This is a genomic window from Candidatus Vallotiella hemipterorum, assembly GCF_910593725.1.
GTDB lineage: Bacteria > Pseudomonadota > Gammaproteobacteria > Burkholderiales > Burkholderiaceae > Mycetohabitans > Mycetohabitans hemipterorum.
The window spans coordinates 416,400-439,833 of record NZ_OU343031.1; the positions used below are offsets into that span (position 1 = coordinate 416,400).

Genomic DNA, 23,434 nt, shown 5'->3' on the forward strand with positions numbered 1-23,434 from the left:
TATAGCATTTGATGAATGGGTGCGTGAGGTCCTGGCGAGAACTGAGGCGGCGCTTTCACTTGTACTGCCTCCAGCGAATGTTGAGCCGATACAGTTGCATCAGGCAATGCGCTATGCGGTACTGGGTGGCGGTAAGCGTATTCGGCCTATGCTGTGTCACGCAGCTGGCCAGGCACTAGGTGCTCCTAGCCAGCTGCGTGACACAGCATCATGTGCTCTCGAACTAATTCATGTGTATTCGCTGGTTCATGATGATTTGCCATCCATGGATAACGATAATATGCGGCACGATAAGCCGGCAGTGCACATACAGTATGATGAGGTAACAGGGCTTCTCGTTGGCGATGCACTACAATCGCAGGCGTTTATTGTTCTAGCTTTAGATGTATTCGACGTATACCGGCAGGTTGCGTTGATGCGTATACTAGCTTGCGCGACCGGCTCGCTGGGTATGGCGGGGGGGCAGGCAATCGACTTAGCAAGCGTAGGCATGCGGTTGTCGAAGACACAGTTAGAAGTAATGCATCAGATGAAAACCGGTGCATTACTTCGCGCGGCCGTTAAGATGGGGGCAATATGTGGTGACGGTATGTCGGCTGACATTGAGGCCGGGCTCGATGCGTATGCGCAAGCAGTGGGCCTAGCATTCCAGGTAGTTGACGATATCCTAGATGTCACAGCTCGCTCAACCTTGCTTGGCAAAACTGCCGGAAAAGATGCAGCTAACAACAAACCCACATACGTGTCAACCATCGGGTTGCAAGCGTCTCTGGAACTCGTGGCGCGGCTACGACTCGACGCGTATGCTGCCCTCGCACCGCTAGGTAAGCGCGGCATACGATTGGCACAAATAGCTGATATGGTGGTCGAACGTGTGAATTAAGCTAGCGCGTACTAGCAACAAAATGGGAGCGTTAACGCATACGCCGCAGGATTGCTTGGAATAGAGCGACGATGTACAACTTGCTAAAAACCATTAATAACCCCGACGCGCTTAGGTGTCTAGAGCGCCGGCAGTTAAAGACACTTGCTGATGAGCTTCGTGCTTTTATGCTTGACAGCGTATCTCAAACAGGCGGGCATCTATCATCGAACCTAGGCACTGTTGAATTGACGATCGCGTTGCACTATGTTTTTGATACACCAAGGGATCGGATTATTTGGGACGTTGGCCACCAGACTTATCCGCATAAGATTCTCACTGGACGACGGGATAAGATGAGTACACTTCGGCAGTGGAATGGCATCTCTGGTTTTCCGCGTCGTTCCGAGTCGGAGTACGATACATTTGGAACTGCGCATTCAAGCACGTCGATCTCGGCGGCATTGGGTATGGCTGTTGCAAGCAAACTTAAAAGTGAAGACCGATATGTGATCGCTGTGATTGGCGATGGCGCGATGACTGCCGGCGAGGCATTCGAGGGACTAAATAACGCCGGCGTGTGTGAGGATATCCCGCTTCTGGTGATCTTAAATGACAACGGTATGTCGATCTCACCTCCAGTGGGTGCGCTCAACCGTTACCTTGCTCGATTAATGTCGGGTCAGTTTTATGCAACTGCAAAAAAGAGCGTTGAGCGAGTGCTACGCCACGCTCCGCCAATGCTCAAGCTTGCTCGCAAGCTGGAGGAGCATGCAAAAGGAATGGTAGTACCCGCGACGCTGTTTGAGGAATTTGGCTTTAACTATATTGGTCCTATTGATGGACATGATCTTGACTCACTCATCCCAACTCTACAGAATATCCAAGGCTTATACGGCCCACAATTCCTTCATGTGGTCACAAAAAAAGGCCAGGGTTATAAGCTTGCTGAAGCTGATCCAGTTTTATATCACGGTCCCGGAAAATTTAATCCGGCTGAAGGCATTAAGCTGGCTGAGTCTTCAAGGAAAACCTATGCGCAGGTTTTTGGAGAATGGTTATGCAATGCAGCAGAATTAGATATGCGAATAGTCGGCATTACGCCGGCGATGCGTGAAGGTTCAGGGCTCGTTGAGTTCGAGAGACGTTTCCCACAACGCTATTTTGACGTAGGCATTGCTGAGCAGCATGCGATAACTTTTGCTGCCGGGTTGGCGGCCGAAGGGTTGAGACCAATAGTAGCGATCTACTCAACGTTTCTACAGCGCGGCTATGACCAGTTAATTCATGACGTAGCGCTACAGAATCTGCCGGTTATGTTCGCGCTGGACCGAGCGGGACTAGTGGGCGCAGACGGAGCGACACATGCGGGTGTTTATGATATAGCGTACCTGCGGTGTATCCCGAATATGGTGGTGATGACTCCGGCTAACGAGAATGAGTGTCAACAAATGTTATATATAGGCCTGGAACTTGACGGGCCGAGCGCGGTACGCTATCCACGTGGAATAGCGTCGGAGCAAACTTCAAAAAAGCAACTAAGCGTTATTCCGATTGGCAAGGGAGAAATCCAACGGCAGTCGAAGGCTCAAACTAGCCATAGAGTGGCGATTTTAGCATTCGGCTCGATGCTAGAGCCTAGCCTGACAGCGGCACAGGAATTTGACGCAACAGTGGCAAATATGCGCTTTGTTAAGCCGCTAGACGAGTTGCTGGTTAGGCAGCTCGCAGATACTCACGAGTTACTTGTGATTATTGAGGAAGGTTGCATTATGGGGGGGGCTGGATCTGCGTGTCTCGAGTTCCTACAGTCAGCAGGAGTAAATCGAGCAGTATTACAATTAGGCCTTCCTGACCGTTTTATTGATCACGGTGAGTCCTCTCGCTTGCTTGCTGAGTGCGGTCTAGATGCAGCTGGAATTGCTAGCGCGATCCGGGGGCGCTTACTAAGCTCGCAATAACAGGTGAGATGGCAAGGTAAAAAAACCAGGTTCGTTGTATAGACCTCGCCTCAAAATAGATTTTTTTTATTTAGTCTTTGCATGAGCATTATTCCGACACTGCCATAAATTAAGGCGCGCGCCGGTTATCAAGGAATTCTGATGAACCAGATTAATCACGCTTTTGTAATGCTTGATGTACAGAGCACGCCGGATAGCCGGCAGATCCCGATCCAGAGAGTCGGCATCAAAGCAATACGTCATCCACTGACAGTAAAAACTGCGGCAGGTGATATACAAGCAACAGTGGGATCCTGGAATCTTAATGTGCATCTTTCTGCCGAGCAGAAGGGGACGCATATGTCTCGCTTTATCGAGCTACTAGCACAATCTTGGAATCCATTAGATATCACTCGTCTCCAGGCTATGCTAGCGAGCATGCTCGAGAAGCTTGAAACTACAGCAGGTCAAATCGAGGTCAAGTTTCCCTATTTCATCCGGAAAACAGCGCCTGTATCTGGCGTCCATAGTTTACTTGACTACGAGGTGACGTGTAGTGTTGATACCCGAGATAGTAACACACGTTTATTTACTAAAGTGGTAGTGCCAGTTACTAGTCTCTGTCCATGTTCAAAAAAAATCTCTCTGTACGGTGCGCATAATCAGCGTTCGCATATAACAATCTCTGCTGAACTAGCTGATGATCTTCCAGTTGAAGACCTAATTCGGATAGCCGAAGAAGAGGCCTCATGTGAGTTATGGGGGCTGCTAAAGCGTCCTGATGAGAAGTTTGTTACCGAGTGGGCCTACGATAATCCAAAGTTTGTTGAGGATTTAGTGCGCGATGTTACAAGGCGACTCAATGCCGATCCTCGAATAGTTGCCTATGTACTTGAGGCTGAAAATTTTGAGTCCATCCATAATCACAGCGCATACGCGCTAGTCGAATACGACAAGCGGTTTTCCGACTAGCTGCCTATATATTGACTAAGGTATCGGCACTTATATGAAAAATGCCATCGATAGATGATATGCTATGCTAGCTCCCCCAGGGATCGGCAGCACTTAAATCCCATCGGGGTTTAACAGTAAACGAGTACGACATATTAACTACTTTTGGATTGCGTTGTAGCCGTAGTGCACCTGCGAGCGCGATCATTGCGCCATTATCTGTACATAGTGCAAGGTCGGGATAATATACGTCGAATTTACCCTTGGCCGCAGCATGTAGAGATTCGCGCAACTGACAATTTGCGCTGACTCCACCGGCCACAATGAGTCGACTTATTCCTGTTCGCTGCAATGCAGAAACTGCTTTTGCAGTCAGTACCTCGACTGCAGCATCAACGAAGCTACGCGCTAAATTAGCTTTTGTCTGCTCACAGATGTTTGATCCGCTGCGGCGGAGATGCATAAGAACCGCTGTTTTTAGTCCGCTAAAACTAAAATTTAAGTTGCCCGAATACAGCATTGGGCGTGGTAATGAAACAGCGCCTGGAGTACCTAACTCAGCTAATCGCGAAACCTCAGGCCCTCCTGGGTAGTTTAATCCAAGCAGTTTTGCTGTCTTGTCGAACGCTTCGCCGACAGCATCATCTAGAGTTTCGCCAAGTATCTTGTATATACCAACATCGGCCACGTACATTAGTTGCGTGTGACCGCCGGAGACTAACAGTGCAACAAATGGAAAAGACGGGGGGTTTTGTACAAGTAACGGCGATAGCAAATGCCCCTCAAGGTGGTGGATTCCGATGGCTGGCTTTCTAAGTGCCAAGCCTAATCCATTTGCAATACTAGCCCCGACGAGAAGTGCACCAGCTAGGCCCGGACCCCGCGTGAACGCGATCGCATCAATTGCTGTGCGTGAAACCCCAGCCTGTTGCAACACCTGCTGTAGCAGTGGTAAGACATGCTTAATGTGGTCGCGTGACGCAAGTTCCGGCACGACGCCTCCATAGTCTCGATGCATAGCATCTTGCGAATGCAGTGCGTGCGCAAGAAGCCCGAGCTCGCTGTCGTATAACGCAACGCCGGTTTCATCACACGAGCTTTCGATACCTAGAACGAGCACGAGAACTGAAAAAATAAGTGACTAGACTGCATACAGCTTCTCTTGCTTAGCTAAATGGTAGATTTGGCGGGCCGAAATATATGACACCATATTATGGCATTGATTAGTGTAAGAGTGCGAACGTTAAGCTCAAGAACTATGCTATAGAGTGCAGGCACTAGAATAATTCTATAACCGAGATCTATCTCGGATAAAGCAAGAGTATGCGTCAATAGACGCTATTTTTCTTGTAAATAAGAGCTATTGCTATAGTGCTTTAATCAGGACTTGCTCCTATTTAACGCTAACTAAATGCATGAAGCAAGCAGCATGCTGAACGAAGACATTTACTGATCTAGATTTTTGATCTATATGAAGGAATGTTGCTATTGTAATGTATAGACTAGATATAAAACAGCTCTCTTTAAGAGGATGAGTTTTCTGCAATTACGATTGGCTACATCTTAACAATTGTGCTAAATAGATATTAGAAATCTATAATCTCAAGTGTTAGAAGGGCCAATTGCTGAATATAAGTAAAAGCGTCAGCTACAAAAAAGATCTAATAATTTCAATTATTTATTGAGAAAGTAAAGCAGGTGCATCATTATATAAACGTGTAGTAGGTGAAATTGTATAAATACCGCTAAGTACTACTAAAAACTGTATTGCCATGCAAGACCACTGCGGATCGTACCTCAGCAGATCTCATATTATATATCATAGTTACATAGTTAAATCTGGGGGTGGTTAATAGTAATACACATGAGCTGCAGGGGGTTGTATTAATCGTAGTACAAAAAGTGTTATACCTGACTAAAATAACAGGTATCTTAAAACTATGCGTCCGTTGTGGGCTGTAATTAAGCAACATAAAATATATAAAAGCATGACTCTCAGCGACACTACAATTAAGTCGCTCATTGATCGTTAGTCCAGCGGAATAAAGATTCTATTTCGCAGACACGAGGTGTAGTATTAAAAATACCAAGACGACTTATGCTTCTTCGGAAACATATCCCGTCATGCTCGAGGCTCTCCGCTAGTAACGTTGTCTTTTAATGCAAAACGTAATAAAACAAGCAGGATTCGCCAACCCATGGGAGATAAGCAAACTTACAGGTTCTGCTGATATAACAGAATTTTTCTATAAGTAAGATTATTATCATCTCTAAAGTAGCCTGGCTGATGCGGCTGTGATTCCACGCTCATTTCTGCAGAACTTATTAAACCGCGTTGATATTGTCAACGTAGTAGGGGAGTGTGTACGTCTAAAAAAGAGTGGGGCAAATTTTAGTGGGTTATGCCCGTTTCATAAAGAAAAAAATCCCTCTTTTATTGTTAGTCCAGCGAAGCAGTTCTACCACTGCTTCGGCTGTGGTATACATGGTACAGCAATCAGTTTTCTCATGCAGTATCACGGCTTGACGTTTCCAAAGGCTGTTAATGAGTTAGCACAGTCTACTGGATTCGCCGTTCCACACGAAACCGCGCTAGGCACATATAGTGTTAAGAGTCCGCTGCGACTAGGGGGTGGTGCCGATCTGCCATCTACTTCTCCTAGAACAGCACGCATATTTATTGATATTATGCGCATTGCGACTGACTACTACTGTAAGCAGCTGCGGAGTGCACCAGATGCGATTCAGTACTTAAAAAAACGGGGTGTGACAGGTAAGATAGCACTCTACTTTGGCTTGGGGTATGCGCCAAATAACTGGCAAAACCTAGGGTCAATTTTTACAGACTATCTCGACGACGCATTACTTGATGTAGGTCTAGTAATTATTAGCAATAAGGTCTCAAGTAGCGTCGGGGAACGTCGTTATGACCGTTTTCGCCAGCGCATTATGTTCCCTATCCGAAATATGCGTGGACAAGTAATCGGTTTCGGCGCACGCGTGCTATATGCCCGCGGAAAACCAAAATATTTAAATTCACCAGAAACGCGACTATTTAATAAGGGGACTGAGTTATATGGCCTTTTTGAGGCACGTCTTGCGATCCGAGAGAGGGGCTTTGTTCTAGTCGTAGAAGGTTACATGGACGTTGTTATGCTGACGCAATTAGGTTTTCCGAACGCGGTGGCAACTTTGGGTACTACGTGCACACCCGTACATGTACAAAAATTAATGCAGCAGACGGACACGATAATTTTTAGCTTCGATGGTGATACAGCGGGACGCCGTGCAGCTCGCCGAGCTTTGAATGCGTGTCTTCCGCATGCATCAGACAATCGCACGATCCGTTTTCTATTTCTGCCTGCAGAACACGATCCAGACAGTTATGTCCGAGAGCACGGCGCCAAAATATTCGAGGACCAGATTAAGCGGGCAATGCCGCTCTCACGGTTTCTGCTGAACGAAGTTTTAGCGGACAAAGAGATTGGGCAGCCAGAAGGACGAGCCAAGGCCTTGTATAATGCCAAGCCACTGTTGCAGATGTTGCCACCTAACGCACTAAGGGCTCAGATTATACATACGCTAGCAGCTCAGATATCGATGACCATCGAAGACGTAGTGAAGTTCTGCGAAATTGGCAAGCGAACTACAGGTACAGTTCGCGTTCCAGTAAAGATCGATCGTTGTTCTGTTACCGACCACGAGCATCGAGCGCTACGTAATATAATTATGTATCCATGTATCGTCGCAATGCTTAGTGTGCAGGAATGCAACACGCTAGCTACACTTTCCAGACAAAAAAATCTGTTTTCTGAGACGATTGCATATACGCAGACACTAGGAAACACGGCTGATTATCAGTTGCTTAGGGATTTGCTACTTAATTCTCCAAATTCGTCAATATATAAGGAAATATTTCGAGAAATTTTCTTATATGATGAAAACGTGCGTGATTTACTAGATACATCGCCGGATGACAATAGCATACGCCAACGTGATAAGCAGAAACAAATCGCAGCTGATGAAGTCAAGACAGTCATCTCAAAGATGCGTTATGACGCTTGCTCTGAGCGCCTTAAGATTTTATCTCGGCAGATAAAACTAGAGGGGGAACAAGCCAGGGAGTTTGCTGAATTATCAAGGCAACGCGCCGATCTGAAACGCTAGATCGGCGCGTTGCCTCTTGCAAAAAAAGATGATCATCGTGCTATATTGAGAGGATTCTAAATGGGGGTTATTTCTAGACAGAATAAAATAGATGCAGCATTACTATAAAAACTCCTGGGTAGCCAGGGATTAGGTTGCATTAAAAGTGCAAATTGATAGTTATAAAGATAATGATTCTATTCGAAAAGAAACATTTATTTTTTAGATATGTCTTGCCGGAGGCAATTATCCGATCTAGTCGGCTAAAAACTATAATGCTGCTCTCCAAAATAGAAGTTTTTATAAAGCGACTTTGCAATGTGGTCTAATCGCAAGGCGTATAAAGCGAGAGATATGTAGTTTTAGCCGCTAGATACTAGACATACTAGACAAATAAGACTGTATTAATACGAGTAAAGCAGCAACCATCTGACAAGCCCCGCAAGTCGAGACTAAAGCCGTAATGGCGACATCCATGACAAAAAAGCTGAATAAAGTACTACTTAATAAGGAAATGAAGCAACTCGATGAGTCGGCCGGCTCATTCACGACAGTGAAGGGTGAGAAGATTAAAGCGCGTGATCGCAGGGCGAAGGAAAAAGCACTGCTAAAAGATGCATTTGCATCTCGTCAACCAGGTACGGCTGAGGAGCTTGAGGAGCGCCGCTCAAAGCTTCGGGCTCTGATTAAGCTAGGCAAAGAAAGAGGCTTCTTAACCTATTCTGAAATTAATGATCACCTACCAGACAATTTTGCAGAAACTGAGGCGATTGAAAGCATTATTAGCACGTTTAATGATATGGGCGTGGCAGTTTATGAACAGGCACCTGATGCAGAAACTCTGCTACTTAACGATAATGCGCCTTCGTTATCGTCCGACGACGAAGTTGAAGAGGAGGCCGAGGTCGCATTATCATCAGTAGACTCTGAATTCGGTCGCACAACAGATCCGGTGCGTATGTACATGCGAGAGATGGGTACTGTTGAGCTATTGACGCGAGAAGGTGAAATTGAAATTGCTAAGCGTATCGAAGACGGTCTTAAGCATATGGTCCGGGCAATTTCAGCTTGCCCAACGACGATTATAGACATCCTTGCGATGGCTAAGCGGGTTACTAGTGATGAAATCCGTGTAGACGAACTAGTCGATGGCCTCATAGATCCAAATACAGAGGATATAATTAGTGCATCTGATGCAGATGAGATGGCATCAGAATCTGATAGAACAGACACGAGCCACGAAGAAGGAGATGGGGGGGGTGCTGGAGCGGATGCAGCCAGCACTGCGCAGCTTGATGCGCTGAAGCACGCCTCTCTAGAGCGCTTTGCTCTAATAAGCGAGTGGTTTGAAAAAATGCGGCTTGCATATGAAAAGGAGGGGTATAAGTCTCAGCTATACCTAAGGGCGCGAGATGCTATTCAAACAGAGTTAACATTGATCCGATTTACTGCTAGAACGGTTGAAAGACTATGCGATACGTTGCGCATGCAGGTTGATGAGGTACGTCAAGTAGAACGACAGATCTTACATATTGTCGTCAATAAGTGTGGGATGTCACGCGAAGAATTTGCCTGGCGCTTCCCTGGTAATGAGACTAATTTAGACTGGGCAGAACAGATTATTATAGAGGGGCCGCCCTATGGAGCAGTACTTGCGCGAAATATCCCCGCAATTCGCGAACAGCAGCAGCGATTGATTAACTTGCAGGCGCGCGTTGTATTGCCGCTAAAAGACCTGAAAGAAACAAATCGCCAAATGGCGGCAGGCGAGCTCAAAGCAAGGCAAGCTAAGCGCGAGATGACTGAGGCCAACTTGCGGCTAGTTATTTCTATTGCGAAAAAATACACGAATCGTGGTTTGCAATTTTTAGATTTGATCCAGGAAGGTAATATAGGCTTAATGAAAGCGGTTGATAAGTTTGAATATCGGCGGGGCTATAAGTTCTCTACGTATGCGACATGGTGGATTCGTCAGGCGATTACTCGATCGATTGCAGATCAGGCTCGTACGATACGAATTCCGGTGCATATGATCGAGACAATTAATAAAATGAATCGGATATCACGGCAAATCTTGCAAGAAACAGGTCTCGAGCCTGATCCTGGCACACTTGCTGAAAAAATGGAGATGCCAGAAGAAAAAATCCGAAAGATTATGAAGATCGCAAAGGAGCCAATTTCTATGGAAACCCCGATCGGCGACGACGACGATTCACATTTAGGTGATTTTATCGAAGATAACAATACACTAGCACCAGCTGATGCCGCATTACACGAGAGCATGCGAGATGTCGTCAAAGAGGTGTTAGATTTATTAACACCGCGTGAAGCAAAAGTATTGCGAATGCGCTTTGGAATTGAGATGAGTACAGATCATACGCTTGAAGAAGTCGGTAAACAGTTCGATGTAACACGAGAGCGAATCCGCCAGATCGAGGCAAAGGCATTACGTAAATTGCGTCATCCAAGCCGTTCAGATAAACTAAAGTCTTTCTTGGAGGGAAACTAAGTCCTATTTTCGAAATAACTAATTCGGGCCTCTAGCTCATGCTTGGTTAGAGCAGCGGACTCATAATCCGTTGGTGCCGTGTTCGACTCACGGGAGGCCCACCAATATCTAGCTAGGTTTATACAAATCTCGCTCAGCTTATATTTGAGAAAAGTATCTAATTCGTACTAACACATATACCTAAAAAGTCTTTCTTGTAAGTATTACCTTCTCAAGGTATATATTAATTTATAATAGGCAATATTCTATTTTATCACCATATACCTCTATATTACTAGCTAACCCCCATATTCAGAAGTTATTAAAAATATTACATATATATTATAAAATATGGTTATTATCAATAATATTTTGATTAATTAAATGGAAAAACGGGGCATTAGATTGGTAATTAAAACATATCTACATATATCTTGCTTATATCGTTATATTTCCCCTGAATATATAGAATTCAATTTTTTAATTAATTCCGCAGGAGCAACATTATTACTAATATAGATATCTTATCTATAAGATATAAAACTTATTTTCTTAAAGAATAGTTCAATAACAGAATTAAGAAGACATATAATATAAGACACAAATAATATAATACCCTTAATAGATGTAAAACTTCCCGCTTTTGCTCAGTCTTCTTAAATTTATCGCTTGAAAACCTAGAACAAAATCAGCTAAAAGCTGAATTAAAAGTATTATATAGTTGCTAAACTATTAGTTTCATGCTTGCTTGATACTGTGCGACAAGTAAAACAGTAAGTAGTTACTAAGACTAAGAAATTTTCTAAAAAGCTCTTGACGTTTCGTAGAATTACACCGAGAATGCTAGTTCTTTGTTGTTAACACAATAAAACGCAAAAAAATCTTTAGCTCAAATAAGTTAAAGCTAATTTAGCGCGATGCTCTTTAAAAAAGTAACAGCCGATAAGTGTGGGTACTTGATGGTCAGGCAAAACTACACTTTACATAAAATATAAAGTGTAAAAAGCAAAGAAAATAATCAAGTCTCATGCAAAATTAAAGTAATTTTTAGAAATTTAAAAATTATCAATATTTTGAGTTGAGCGACAAAGCCTAAAAAGCTAAAATAAGTAACAGGTTTAAACTGAAGAGTTTGATCCTGGCTCAGATTAAACGCTGGCGGCATGCCTTACACATGCAAGTCGAACGGCAACGCAGGCTTCGGCCTGGCGGCGAGTGGCGAACGGGTGAGTAACACATCGGAACGTATCTTAGAGTGGGGGATAGCCCGGCGAAAGCCGAATTAATACCGCATACACTCCAAAGAGGAAAGCGGGGGACCCTATGGGCCTCGCGCTCAAAGAGCGGCCGATGCCAGATTAGCTAGTTGGTAAGGTAAAAGCTTACCAAGGCAACGATCTGTAGCTGGTCTGAGAGGACGGTCAGCCACACTGGGACTGAGACACGGCCCAGACTCCTACGGGAGGCAGCAGTGGGGAATTTTGGACAATGGGGGAAACCCTGATCCAGCAATGCCGCGTGTGTGAAGAAGGCCTTCGGGTTGTAAAGCACTTTTGTTCGGAAAGAAAGCAGTCTAGTTAATACCTAGACTGGATGACGGTACCGGAAGAATAAGCACCGGCTAACTACGTGCCAGCAGCCGCGGTAATACGTAGGGTGCAAGCGTTAATCGGAATTACTGGGCGTAAAGCGTGCGCAGGTGGTTTGCTAAGACCGATGTGAAATCCCCGGGCTCAACCCGGGAACTGCATTGGTGACTGGCAGTCTAGAGTATGGCAGAGGGAGGTAGAATTCCACGTGTAGCAGTGAAATGCGTAGAGATGTGGAGGAATACCAATGGCGAAGGCAGCCTCCTGGGTCAATACTGACGCTCATGCACGAAAGCGTGGGGAGCAAACAGGATTAGATACCCTGGTAGTCCACGCCCTAAACGATGTCAACTAGTTGTTGGGGATTTATTTCCTTAGTAACGTAGCTAACGCGTGAAGTTGACCGCCTGGGGAGTACGGTCGCAAGATTAAAACTCAAAGGAATTGACGGGGACCCGCACAAGCGGTGGATGATGTGGATTAATTCGATGCAACGCGAAAAACCTTACCTACCCTTGACATGGTCGAAACTCTACTGAGAAGTAGAGGTGCTCGAAAGAGAATCGACGCACAGGTGCTGCATGGCTGTCGTCAGCTCGTGTCGTGAGATGTTGGGTTAAGTCCCGCAACGAGCGCAACCCTTGTCCCTAGTTGCTACGCAAGAGCACTTTAGGGAAACTGCCGGTGACAAACCGGAGGAAGGTGGGGATGACGTCAAGTCCTCATGGCCCTTATGGGTAGGGCTTCACACGTCATACAATGGTCGGAACAGAGGGTTGCCAACCCGTGAGGGGGAGCTAATCCCAAAAAACCGATCGTAGTCCGGATTGTAGTCTGCAACTCGACTACATGAAGCTGGAATCGCTAGTAATCGCGGATCAGCATGTCGCGGTGAATACGTTCCCGGGTCTTGTACACACCGCCCGTCACACCATGGGAGTGGGTTTTACCAGAAGTGGCTAGTCTAACCGAAAGGAAGACGGTTACCACGGTAGGATTCATGACTGGGGTGAAGTCGTAACAAGGTAGCCGTATCGGAAGGTGCGGCTGGATCACCTCCTTTCTAGAGCGAAATGTCTGTACTACAAGTACTCACACTTATCGGCTGTAAAGTTACGGGGACAGACAAAGGGTCTGTAGCTCAGTCGGTTAGAGCACCGTCTTGATAAGGCGGGGGTCGTTGGTTCAAATCCAACCAGACCCACCATACGTGGCGTGTCTAGCGAGTAACAAATCCTGTGCAAAACCTAATAAGTTATAAGGGGGCATAGCTCAGATGGGAGAGCACCTGCTTTGCACGCAGGGGGTCGTCGGTTCGATTCCGTCTGCCTCCACACTGCTTAATTACTAATATTTAAACCTAAATGTTAGTAATTAAGCAGTGTATAAAAATATTTATACGACTGTAGCGTTCTTTAACAATCTGGAAAAGCAGTCTATCTATTAAATACATCTTAAAATAGATGTAAAAATAGATGGGTAGAATCATTTACTTTTTAAGTTAATTAAAATACTTAAAAAGTATTGCACAACACAAAACTTAGACTTTAACAAGTCTATTAAAAACGGACTTGTTATAGGATCAAGCAAGTAAGTGCATGTGGTGGATGCCTTGGCGATCACAAGCGAAGAAAGACGTAGTAGCCTGCGAAAAGCTGCGGGGAGCTGGTAAACAAGCCTTGATCCGCAGATGTCTGAATGGGGCAACCCGGTCTGTATAGACCATCCATAACTGAATCTATAAGTTATGTGAGGCGAACGCGGCGAACTGAAACATCTAAGTAGCCGTAGGAAAAGAAATCAACCGAGATTCCCAAAGTAGTGGCGAGCGAAATGGGATCAGCCTGTATCATTTAGCACTCTAGTTAACTAAACGCTTTGGAAAAAGCGGCCATAGTAAGTGATAGCCTTGTAAGTAAAAACTAAGGTGTAGAACTAAGGATACGATAAGTAGGGCGGGACACGTGAAATCTTGTCTGAAGATGGGGGGACCATCCTCCAAGGCTAAATACTCGTGATCGACCGATAGTGAACTAGTACCGTGAGGGAAAGGTGAAAAGAACCCCGAGAGGGGAGTGAAATAGATCCTGAAACCACATGCATACAAACAGTCGGAGCCTTGTAAAAGGTGACGGCGTACCTTTTGTATAATGGGTCAGCGACTTACGTTCAGTAGCAAGCTTAACCAAATAGGGAAGGCGTAGCGAAAGCGAGTCCGAATAGGGCAAATTAGTTGCTGGGCGTAGACCCGAAACCAAGTGATCTATCCATGGCCAGGTTGAAGGTGCGGTAACACGCACTGAAGGACCGAACCCACTAACGTTGAAAAGTTAGGGGATGAGCTGTGGATAGGGGTGAAAGGCCAAACAAACTTGGAAATAGCTGGTTCTCTCCGAAAACTATTTAGGTAGTGCCTCGTGTATCACCTTCGGGGGTAGAGCACTGTCATGGTTGAGGGGTCCATTGCGGATTACCTCGTCATAGCAAACTCCGAATACCGAAGAGTGTAATCACGGGAGACAGACGCCGGGTGCTAACGTCCGACGTCAAAAGGGAAACAACCCAGATCGCCAGCTAAGGTCCCTAAAATTAGCTAAGTGGGAAACGAAGTGGGAAGGCAAAAACAGTCAGGAAGTTGGCTTAGAAGCAGCCATCCTTTAAAGAAAGCGTAATAGCTCACTGATCGAGTCGTCCTGCGCGGAAGATGTAACGGGGCTAAGCTAATTACCGAAGCTGCGAATATGTACGCAAGTACGTATGGTAGGAGAGCGTTCCGTAAGCCTGTGAAGGCGCATTGAGAAATGCGCTGGAGGTATCGGAAGTGCGAATGCTGACATGAGTAGCGATAAAGGAGGTGAAAAGCCTCCTCGCCGTAAGCCCAAGGTTTCCTACGCAACGTTCATCGGCGTAGGGTGAGTCGGCCCCTAAGGCGAGGCAGAAATGCGTAGCTGATGGGAAGCAGGTTAATATTCCTGCACCATTGTTAGATGCGATGGGGGGACGGATCGCAGAAAGTTGTCCGGGTGTCGGAAGTCCCGGTCTCTACATTAAAGAAGGTGCTTCGGCAAATCCGGGCGTCATAATTCAAGGATGTAGAGCAAGCGGCTTTTTAAGCTGCAAAGCAATTGGAAGTGGTCCCAAGAAAAGCCTCTAAGCTTCAGTCTAACAAGACCGTACCGCAAACCGACACAGGTGGGCGGGATGAGTATTCTAAGGCGCTTGAGAGAACTCGGGAGAAGGAACTCGGCAAATTGGTACCGTAACTTCGGGATAAGGTACGCCCTATTAGCCTAACTGGCCTGCGCCAGAAGGGTAAAAGGGTTGCAATAAACTGGTGGCTGCGACTGTTTAATAAAAACACAGCACTCTGCAAACACGAAAGTGGACGTATAGGGTGTGACGCCTGCCCGGTGCCGGAAGATTAAATGATGGGGTGAAAGCTCTTGATTGAAGTCCCGGTAAACGGCGGCCGTAACTATAACGGTCCTAAGGTAGCGAAATTCCTTGTCGGGTAAGTTCCGACCTGCACGAATGGCGTAACGATGGCCACACTGTCTCCTCCCGAGACTCAGCGAAGTTGAAGTGTTTGTGATGATGCAATCTACCCGCGGCTAGACGGAAAGACCCCATGAACCTTTACTGTAGCTTTGCATTGGACTTTGAACCGATCTGTGTAGGATAGGTGGGAGGCTTGGAAGTGTGAACGCTAGTTCGCATGGAGCTGTCCTTGAAATACCACCCTGGTTTGTTTGAAGTTCTAACCTAGAACCCTGAATCGGGTTTGGGAACCGTGCATGGTAGGCAGTTTGACTGGGGCGGTCTCCTCCCAAAGCGTAACGGAGGAGTACGAAGGTACGCTAAGTACGGTCGGAAATCGTGCTGATAGTGCAATGGCATAAGCGTGCTTAACTGCGAGACCGACAAGTCAAGCAGGTGCGAAAGCAGGTCATAGTGATCCGGTGGTTCTGTATGGAAGGGCCATCGCTCAACGGATAAAAGGTACTCTGGGGATAACAGGCTAATACCGCCCAAGAGTTCATATCGACGGCGGTGTTTGGCACCTCGATGTCGGCTCATCTCATCCTGGGGCTGTAGCCGGTCCCAAGGGTATGGCTGTTCGCCATTTAAAGAGGTACGTGAGCTGGGTTTAAAACGTCGTGAGACAGTTTGGTCCCTATCTGCCGTGGGCGTTGGAAGTTTGAGAGGGGCTGCTCCTAGTACGAGAGGACCGGAGTGGACGAACCTCTGGTGTACCGGTTGTCACGCCAGTGGCATTGCCGGGTAGCTATGTTCGGAAGAGATAACCGCTGAAAGCATCTAAGCGGGAAACTTGCCTCAAGATAAGACTTCCCCGGGGACTTGATCCCCTTAAAGGGTCGTTCAAGACTAGGACGTTGATAGGTCGGGTGTGTACGCGCAGTAATGCGTTAAGCTAACCGATACTAATTGCCCGTAAGGCTTGATCCTATAACTAGTCCGTTTTAATGTTTTGTCGTTAATTTATGCTAACCTCTACCGACTGCTTTTCTCCAGATTTGTTGTACTATATGCTGTATAGAATCAAACAATAACTAACTCTTTTCTTTTTGCCTGATGACCATAGTAAGTTGGACCCACTCCTACCCATCCCGAACAGGACCGTGAAACGACTTCACGCCGATGATAGTGCGGATTGCCCGTGTGAAAGTAGGTAATTGTCAGGCTTTTATTTTGTGCCAGTACGCCCGTTTCAGATATAGAAACGGGCGTACTGTATTTATTAATTAACGAGTTTAATTAATAAATACAGTACCGATCATTAGCGGATTTAATTTACTTAGTTCACTAACTATAGTTCCTAACATTTTGTATTACCTAAATAATTTATATAAAAAATAAAATAATGTACAAAGTATGCTAATGTTTTATAGAGGTAACTTCTGTAATAAAGCACGTTCGTACAGTATGTGTATATACTTATTAATAAAGGTATGGAAAGTTTTGTTAGCTACATACTTTAATGAGAACATGCGCATGTTGCTTTAGACGAGTTTTTTAAAGATTCCGTCTGAATATATACAACCTAAGTAATTTGTATTCAACGCCCTAAAAACTATCTATTGTTATGTTGTAAGCTAAATAGGAATACGCCAGCAATAAGATTTCTACAGTTTCGGATCAGTGTAAAAAGTAATGCAAGATTTTCCTCTATAACGCGCTAGATATTAATGCGATAGGCCGGATATTTATCTTGCCTGCACTAGCGTTGCCTGTGCTATAAACCTATAGTGCAGACATGAGGTGATATTGCTTAATATAAGTAGTTATTTCGTATTATGGGGGTGTACACGTATACAAAAAAGTATATTTTGATGCCGCAATATATCTAACATCTTAAAAACTTTACTTTTTATTCCAGAGTATCGGATGGCTTTAGCAATAAAAAATCTGGGATGGCATTGTCCAGTCTTGTTAGATGAGGCGGTTAACGCTCTAATCACGCGCACTAATGGAATCTATATTGATGGAACATTCGGCCGAGGACATCATAGTCGCTTAGTGCTTACCCGGATTGATTCCGGCGCTCGATTGATTGTATTCGACAAAGATCCTCAGGCTATCCAGGCAGCATACCAGGTTGCTGATTCACGCCTAGATGTCGTTCACGGTAGCTTCACGAAATTACGAGAAGTACTAACGTCATACGGAAATATCCGTCTATCTGGTATATTACTTGATTTGGGCGTGTCATCGCCACAAATTGATGATCCGGCTCGAGGTTTTAGCTTTCGTCATGACGGTCCACTAGATATGCGAATGGATCCGACGTGCGGTGAGTCCGCTGCGCAATGGCTTGCGCATGTGGACGAGCGGGAGTTAATCAGGGTGATACGGGATTACGGGGAGGAGCGGTTTGCGATTCAGATTGCAAAGGCGATTTCTGCTCGTCGCGCAGCATCTAGGTATCTTGGTCCTCTTGAGCGTACAAGTGAACTTGCTAAGATTGTTGGGCGCTCTGTTAAGACTCGCGAGAAAGGTCAGGACCCAGCTACCCGTACCTTTCAAGCAATACGGATTCATATTAATCAAGAGCTTTCAGAGCTACCTATAATTCTCGAGACCGCATTAGAATCGTTAGAGCAAGGGGGGCGTTTAGTGGTTATCAGCTTCCATTCTCTAGAAGACCGTATTGTCAAGCGGTTCCTACAATCGAACTCGCGCGCTCCAGCTATAAACCGTTACATACCTATTCGGGTAGCGGATTTACCTACTCCACCGCTACGTATTCTAGGGCGTGTTTTTGCTAGCGAAGCAGAGGTTGTAGCTAACCCACGTGCTAGATCTGCCGTAATGCGTATTGCCGAGCGGGTATTAGAATAAGCCGGCTTAATTTTTCCCTGCTTATTGTTATGCTTACCCTAGAGGTGGGTTGTGCGTTGTCGGTCGTGAACGCAACGAACAGGCAACGCGAGGTGTTTATTGATCTTCAGCATGCCCAGTTTGAAGAGTATGAGCTACACTTAAACAATGCGGAATTACAATACCAACAAAGTGTACTATCTAAAACCTTACGAATTGTACGTATTGCTACAGCCGATTTAAATATGCGGCCAGTAGTTTTAGATTGTACTCAGTTAGTGCAGGACTCTCCACAAGCAAGCGATACAAGAGCGACAGCATCTGGTCTCCAGACGTCAATTTTTATGGCAGAAACAGTCCAATGAAACTGCCAGATTATGATCGCAGTCGTGTGTTTCCCTCATCAGCCTCCGTATGCTCAGTTCACTTATTAATGTGGCGCTCTAGGCTTGTCGTATTTCTTCTATTTATTGCGTTTATTATACTAGTAGTGCGTGCATTTTGGATTCAGGGACCAGGTAGCGCATTTTATCAAAAACAAGGTGAAAGCCGCTACCGTAGAACCATAGAGTTGCCTGCCACTCGCGGCAGGATCCTAGATCGTAATGGACTAGTATTGGCTATAAGTGTGCCAGTTCAGGCGATTTGGGCTATTCCTAAATTAGTGCCGCATGATTTGGGCCAAAATAAATGGGCAGAGCTTTCCAGGCTGCTCTTAATAAGTGAAAAAAAACTGCGGGCAAAGTTGTCGAGAGACAAGACATTTGTCTATGTAAAACGGCAGGTATCATTAAAAATAGCTCAACGAGTGGTCTCACTAGATATCCCCGGTATATACGCACGCCACGAATATAAACGCTTTTATCCGGAAAGTGAGATTACCGCGCATATGATCGGCTTTACTAATATTAAAGACGAAGGACAGGAAGGAATAGAACTGGCGAACCAGAAAGAGCTAGCAGGTGTCCCGGGTATCCGCCGCGTGATTCAAGATCGAATGGGACGTATTATCGATGATGTTGGTGAGTCAGTTAAACCACGCAATGGTTCGGATATTGCATTATCGCTAGATAGAAAAATCCAGTATATCGCGTTTGCCAACCTTAAAGCAGCAGTTACTCAGTTTAAGGCGAAAGCTGGCAGTGCGATTGTTATTGACACGAAGACGGGCGAAGTACTTGCGCTAGCTAACTATCCAACATATAACCCGAATGACAGATCGCACATTACTAGCCAACAGTTACGTAATCGTGCGTTAATTGACGTATTTGAGCCCGGTTCAGTTATGAAGCCGTTTATTATATCACTAGCACTAGATCTACACTGCGTGTCGCCTACGACATTAGTTGATACCGGAAGTGGGTACTTTATATTGGATGGTTCGACAATTACAGACGAGGCTAGCTTTGGCATTTTAACTATCAGTAGCGTCATTCAGAAGTCTAGTAATATCGGCGCGACAAAAATCGCGATGCGGTTAAGGCCTGAGGAAATGTGGAATATGTACATGAGCATCGGACTCGGGCAGGCGCCGAAGATCAACTTCCCTGGCGCAGCAGCTGGACGATTACATCCTTGGCAGGACTGGCGTCGAATCGAGCAGGCAACAATATCGTATGGATATGGCTTATCTGCGTCGCTATTTCAGCTGGGGGGTGCTTATACTGCGCTCGCGCATGATGGCCGTGTTATTCCCCTTACTCTGATCCGGGGTAACAACGACGACGCCCCCCAAGGCATACAAGTTTTTTCAGCTACCACGGCGCATCAGGTCCAGTCGATGCTGGAAACTGTGACACAGTTAGGCGGTACATCGCCTGACGCGGCGGTGCCGGGCTACCGTGTCGGCGGCAAAAGCGGCACTACATATAAGCACGTAGGACGGGGCTATGACCATAGTAAGTATCGAGCATCATTTATTGGTATAGCACCGCTGCCGCATCCGCGTATCGTTGTAGCAGTATCTATTGATGAGCCAACAGCTGGAAGTCACTTCGGTGGACGGGTTTCTGGTCCCGTATTTTCAGAGATTGTTAGCGATACCCTGCGTTTGCTAAATGTGCCTCCTAATATGTCATATAACCAGATTATAGTTGGCAAAGACTCTCAGTCAATTACCAAGGTAGGCGCGTCGCAAAGGACTATTCGATGAGTCGCTTTCCGCTGACGCCAGAGCAAATCGAGAATGCAACTGCCGAGGTACTCGCATGGTTGCGCACCCGCCTTCTTGCGCCTCATGCACAACTGCATGTAGATAGTCGTGCGGTATGCAACGGTGATGTATTCATCTCGTATACACTGGACGACACAAACAGTCATCTTTATATCGTGGATGCACTACAGCGTGGCGCGGCAGCGGTGCTCGTTCAAGCTGGTCAGCAGACCCCTATTAACCTGCCAGTGCTTGAAATCCCTGAACTTAAGCAGCTTGCTGGCTATATTGCGAGTGCATGGTATGGCAAGCCAAGTTGCGGCATGCTAGTAGTTGGCATAACTGGTACTAATGGTAAGACCACAACTAATCACTGGATTGCAGGGGCGTTGAGCAGCAGTGGCATTCCTTGTGCGATTATTGGAACATTAGGAACTGGATTATTAGGGCATCTTTCCTATACCGGGTTTACAACCCCGGATGCACCACAGGTACACCATAGTCTTTCAGTGCTGCGCTCACTAGGCGCACACGCAGTTTCTATGGAAGTTTCATCTCATGCACTACATCAAGAGCGAGTGAATGGAGTCAATTTTGACATCGCGGTTTTTACTAACCTAACACAAGACCATTTAGATTATCACAAAGATCTTGCGTCGTACGAATCCGCTAAGGTACGGCTATTCGATTGGCCGAGTTTGCGCGCAGCAGTCATTAATCGAGACGATGAGGTTGGGCGACGGCTAATAAAGCATGTGGCCACGCGAGTACGTGTAATCTCGTATGGCATATCTTTGCCCTCTAGGGACAGCGATGCCTCGCTATATGCGATAGAAATCCGTGCTATTAACACCGGAACGGCTTTTACCGTGCTATCTGATTGGGGGCGCGCTGAGGTCGAAGTGAGCGCCTTAGGAGCATTTAATGTAGCCAATCTGCTTTCTGTCCTCGGTGTACTACTGGCTGCTGACGTACCATTCGACACGGCAGTATCGCAGCTCGCTCAGTTGGAGCCAGTTAACGGCCGGATGCAGAAATTCGGAGGGCGCATAAATATGGGTGAGCCGTTAGTAATTGTTGATTACGCGCATACGCCGGATGCATTAGAAAAAACGCTCGAGGCCCTACGACAAATTTCTACTCAGCGAGGCGGAAAACTTATCTGCGTCTTTGGTTGTGGGGGTGACCGTGATGCAGTAAAACGACCGATAATGGGGGCAATTGCCGAACGACTTGCCGATAGCGTTATCGTAACAAGCGATAACCCGCGTAGTGAACAGCCACTTTCAATTATTAAGCAAATCGTCGACGCGATGCGTGAACCCAAACGAGCACGAATCATCGAGTATCGCGCTAGCGCGATACTCGATGCTGTTCGTGCCGCTGCTGCCGATGATGTTGTTCTAATCGCTGGAAAAGGACATGAAACAACACAGGAAGTAATGGGTAGAAAGTTTCCGTTTTCTGATCAAAATCACGCACGTCTTGCGCTTGAATTATGTGCTATTCAAGCTCAAACAAAATCTGAATGATTATGTTAACGCTACGTGAGGCAGCAGCACTAATCGATGGTGCAATAATATTAGGCGACGACGATACGATCACTTTTGAACATATCTCAACTGACACTAGAGATTGCAGGCCAACAAGCCTATTCGTCGCGCTTCAGGGGGCACGTTTCGATGCACATGATTTTTTGTCAGAGCTATCGCAACGCAACATAGCTGCTGCGTTAGTGTCACGCACCCCAAGAGATTGGTATGTTCCGACAATACGCGTAGCCAATACTCGGGCTGCGCTCGGCGAGCTTGCAGCTGGCTGGCGTCGAAGATTCACGTTGCCACTAATTATTGTGGCTGGCAGTAACGGGAAAACCACGGTTAAGGAAATGATCGCATCGATCTTTTCCGCCGCTCTCGCACATCACACGCAGTGGCTTTCAACGCAAGGCAATCTAAATAATGATATTGGCTTGCCGCTCACGTTATTGCGTCTTAGGCCGCAACATCGGCTCGCCGTCGTAGAGCTCGGTATAAATCATCCTGGAGAAACACGGCAGCTAGCTCGGATTGCTGGACCTACAATTGGGCTAGTAAACAACGCGCAGCGCGAGCATCAAGAATTTATGCTTACGGTCGAGAGCGTAGCTATAGAGCATGCTAACGTGCTCTATGCGCTGCCACCGGGTGGCACGGCTGTGTTCCCCGCAGATGATCTGTATACAGAAATATGGCGAGTGGCGGCTACTGGTAATCCTATCGTAGACTTTGCGATGTGTCGGCCTGGTACTAGTAGCACTGCAGCAGTGCAAGGCACGATTATGGACACTGGTGCACTACGCATTAAGACTCGAACTGGTATGTTTGAGGTATCGTTACGTGTGCCCAGCGCACATAATGCACTTGCCGCCACCGCAGCGACGCTTGCTGCTGGTGTTGGACTGGCTGCTATACGACGTGGGCTAGAAGCTTTCGAGCCGGTTGACGGGCGGCTGCAGACTAAGCTGGCTCAGATAATGCCATGGGCCGGTGCAATGGTAATTGATGATACTTATAATGCGAACCCAGATTCAATGCGTGCGGCAATCGATGTTCTGGCTATGCGTCCAGAACCACGCGTGTTCGTGATGGGTGACATGGGTGAAGTTGGAAAAAATGGCCCCGCGTTTCATCACGAGGTTGGTTCTTATGCCCGTAATCGCGGGCTCACTGTAATGTACGCGCTTGGTGACGCGAGTCGAAATGCGTGCATAGCATTCGGCCAGAACGCCTATCATTTTGATTCAGTTGATGCACTCGTTTCAGCGCTGCTGCATAAAGATGCCGTCCCATTACATGGGGCAGCTAGCGCGACAATCTTGGTTAAGGGTTCTCGTTTTATGTGCATGGAGCGTGTGGTTCGGGCTTTAAGCACTCCTATGTAAACTGATTCGCTGGTTAAAACCAGGGCATATTAAAAGGACTTCGA

The 23,434-nt window shown here is 46.3% G+C and carries 11 protein-coding genes, 3 tRNA genes and 3 rRNA genes; 16 read left to right on the forward strand and 1 reads right to left on the reverse strand.

The features are described from left to right. Window position 1: 1 nt before the first annotated feature. The 3 genes from KW136_RS01400 (at window position 2) to folE2 (ending at window position 3,774) form a co-directional block, all read left to right on the forward strand. On the forward strand, window positions 2-883 hold the full coding sequence (locus tag KW136_RS01400; protein ID WP_216797396.1) for a polyprenyl synthetase family protein: 882 nt from the start codon (window positions 2-4) through the stop codon (window positions 881-883). A gap of 71 nt (window positions 884-954) precedes the next feature. Beyond that, window positions 955-2,823: a 1-deoxy-D-xylulose-5-phosphate synthase gene (gene dxs / locus KW136_RS01405; RefSeq protein WP_216796645.1), complete on the forward strand. Its 1,869-nt coding sequence runs from the start codon at window positions 955-957 to the stop codon at window positions 2,821-2,823. A 141-nt stretch (window positions 2,824-2,964) separates the two neighbouring features. Further along, entirely contained in the window at window positions 2,965-3,774 is an 810-nt protein-coding gene (folE2, locus tag KW136_RS01410) for a GTP cyclohydrolase FolE2 (protein WP_216796647.1), read from the forward strand. Window positions 3,775-3,841: 67 nt separating this feature from the next. Here the strand turns inward: folE2 and tsaD are convergent, their stop codons facing one another. Continuing rightward, window positions 3,842-4,873, reverse strand: a complete 1,032-nt coding sequence (tsaD, locus tag KW136_RS01415) for a tRNA (adenosine(37)-N6)-threonylcarbamoyltransferase complex transferase subunit TsaD (RefSeq protein ID WP_216796649.1) — start codon at window positions 4,871-4,873, stop codon at window positions 3,842-3,844. Window positions 4,874-6,048: 1,175 nt separating this feature from the next. On the opposite strand from tsaD, the gene dnaG reads away from it, so the two are divergent. The 13 genes from dnaG to KW136_RS01480 all read left to right on the forward strand — a co-directional run bounded on the left by dnaG (window position 6,049) and on the right by KW136_RS01480 (window position 23,390). After that, window positions 6,049-7,920, forward strand: a complete 1,872-nt coding sequence (gene dnaG, locus KW136_RS01420; RefSeq protein ID WP_216796650.1) for a DNA primase — start codon at window positions 6,049-6,051, stop codon at window positions 7,918-7,920. Window positions 7,921-8,374: 454 nt separating this feature from the next. After that, a complete protein-coding gene (rpoD, locus tag KW136_RS01425) occupies window positions 8,375-10,408 on the forward strand; it encodes an RNA polymerase sigma factor RpoD (RefSeq protein ID WP_216796651.1) in 2,034 nt (677 codons plus the stop codon). Window positions 10,409-10,433: 25 nt separating this feature from the next. Continuing rightward, window positions 10,434-10,512: transfer RNA gene (locus tag KW136_RS01430), tRNA-Ile, on the forward strand. 995 nt (window positions 10,513-11,507) lie between these two features. Then, a 16S ribosomal RNA gene (locus KW136_RS01435) occupies window positions 11,508-13,039 on the forward strand. A 67-nt stretch (window positions 13,040-13,106) separates the two neighbouring features. Next, window positions 13,107-13,183: transfer RNA gene (locus KW136_RS01440), tRNA-Ile, on the forward strand. 54 nt (window positions 13,184-13,237) lie between these two features. Beyond that, a tRNA-Ala gene (locus tag KW136_RS01445) sits at window positions 13,238-13,310 on the forward strand. Window positions 13,311-13,556: 246 nt separating this feature from the next. Continuing rightward, window positions 13,557-16,443 (forward strand): 23S ribosomal RNA (locus KW136_RS01450). A gap of 122 nt (window positions 16,444-16,565) precedes the next feature. Beyond that, window positions 16,566-16,679, forward strand: a 5S ribosomal RNA gene (gene rrf / locus KW136_RS01455). Together the 16S, 23S and 5S rRNA genes with 2 tRNA genes alongside form the textbook arrangement of a ribosomal RNA operon. 703 nt (window positions 16,680-17,382) lie before the next feature. After that, window positions 17,383-18,336 (forward strand): 16S rRNA (cytosine(1402)-N(4))-methyltransferase RsmH, encoded by a 954-nt coding sequence (gene rsmH / locus KW136_RS01460; protein ID WP_216796652.1) that lies wholly within the window; start codon window positions 17,383-17,385, stop codon window positions 18,334-18,336. Next, on the forward strand, window positions 18,333-18,680 hold the full coding sequence (gene ftsL, locus KW136_RS01465; RefSeq protein WP_216797398.1) for a cell division protein FtsL: 348 nt from the start codon (window positions 18,333-18,335) through the stop codon (window positions 18,678-18,680). The genes rsmH and ftsL overlap by 4 nt, the downstream gene beginning before the upstream one ends. Then, window positions 18,677-20,467, forward strand: coding sequence for a peptidoglycan D,D-transpeptidase FtsI family protein (locus KW136_RS01470; RefSeq protein ID WP_216796653.1), 1,791 nt, complete (start codon window positions 18,677-18,679; stop codon window positions 20,465-20,467). The genes ftsL and KW136_RS01470 overlap by 4 nt, the downstream gene beginning before the upstream one ends. Beyond that, entirely contained in the window at window positions 20,464-21,999 is a 1,536-nt protein-coding gene (locus KW136_RS01475) for a UDP-N-acetylmuramoyl-L-alanyl-D-glutamate--2,6-diaminopimelate ligase (protein WP_216796654.1), read from the forward strand. The genes KW136_RS01470 and KW136_RS01475 overlap by 4 nt, the downstream gene beginning before the upstream one ends. Next, complete coding sequence (locus KW136_RS01480; protein WP_216796656.1) at window positions 21,996-23,390, forward strand: UDP-N-acetylmuramoyl-tripeptide--D-alanyl-D-alanine ligase; 1,395 nt, start codon at window positions 21,996-21,998, stop codon at window positions 23,388-23,390. The genes KW136_RS01475 and KW136_RS01480 overlap by 4 nt, the downstream gene beginning before the upstream one ends. Window positions 23,391-23,434 lie beyond the last annotated feature (44 nt).

Excerpts from the sequence above, each read along its gene's own strand:
- KW136_RS01475 (WP_216796654.1), top strand. The coding sequence starts at position 20,464 with ATGAGTCGCTTTCCGCTGACGCCAGAGCAAATCGAGAATGCAACTGCC.
- rpoD (WP_216796651.1), top strand. The coding sequence starts at position 8,375 with ATGACAAAAAAGCTGAATAAAGTACTACTTAATAAGGAAATGAAGCAA.
- KW136_RS01480 (WP_216796656.1), top strand. The coding sequence starts at position 21,996 with ATGATTATGTTAACGCTACGTGAGGCAGCAGCACTAATCGATGGTGCA.
- dxs (WP_216796645.1), top strand. The coding sequence starts at position 955 with ATGTACAACTTGCTAAAAACCATTAATAACCCCGACGCGCTTAGGTGT.
- KW136_RS01470 (WP_216796653.1), top strand. The coding sequence starts at position 18,677 with ATGAAACTGCCAGATTATGATCGCAGTCGTGTGTTTCCCTCATCAGCC.
- rsmH (WP_216796652.1), top strand. The coding sequence starts at position 17,383 with ATGGCTTTAGCAATAAAAAATCTGGGATGGCATTGTCCAGTCTTGTTA.
- folE2 (WP_216796647.1), top strand. The coding sequence starts at position 2,965 with ATGAACCAGATTAATCACGCTTTTGTAATGCTTGATGTACAGAGCACG.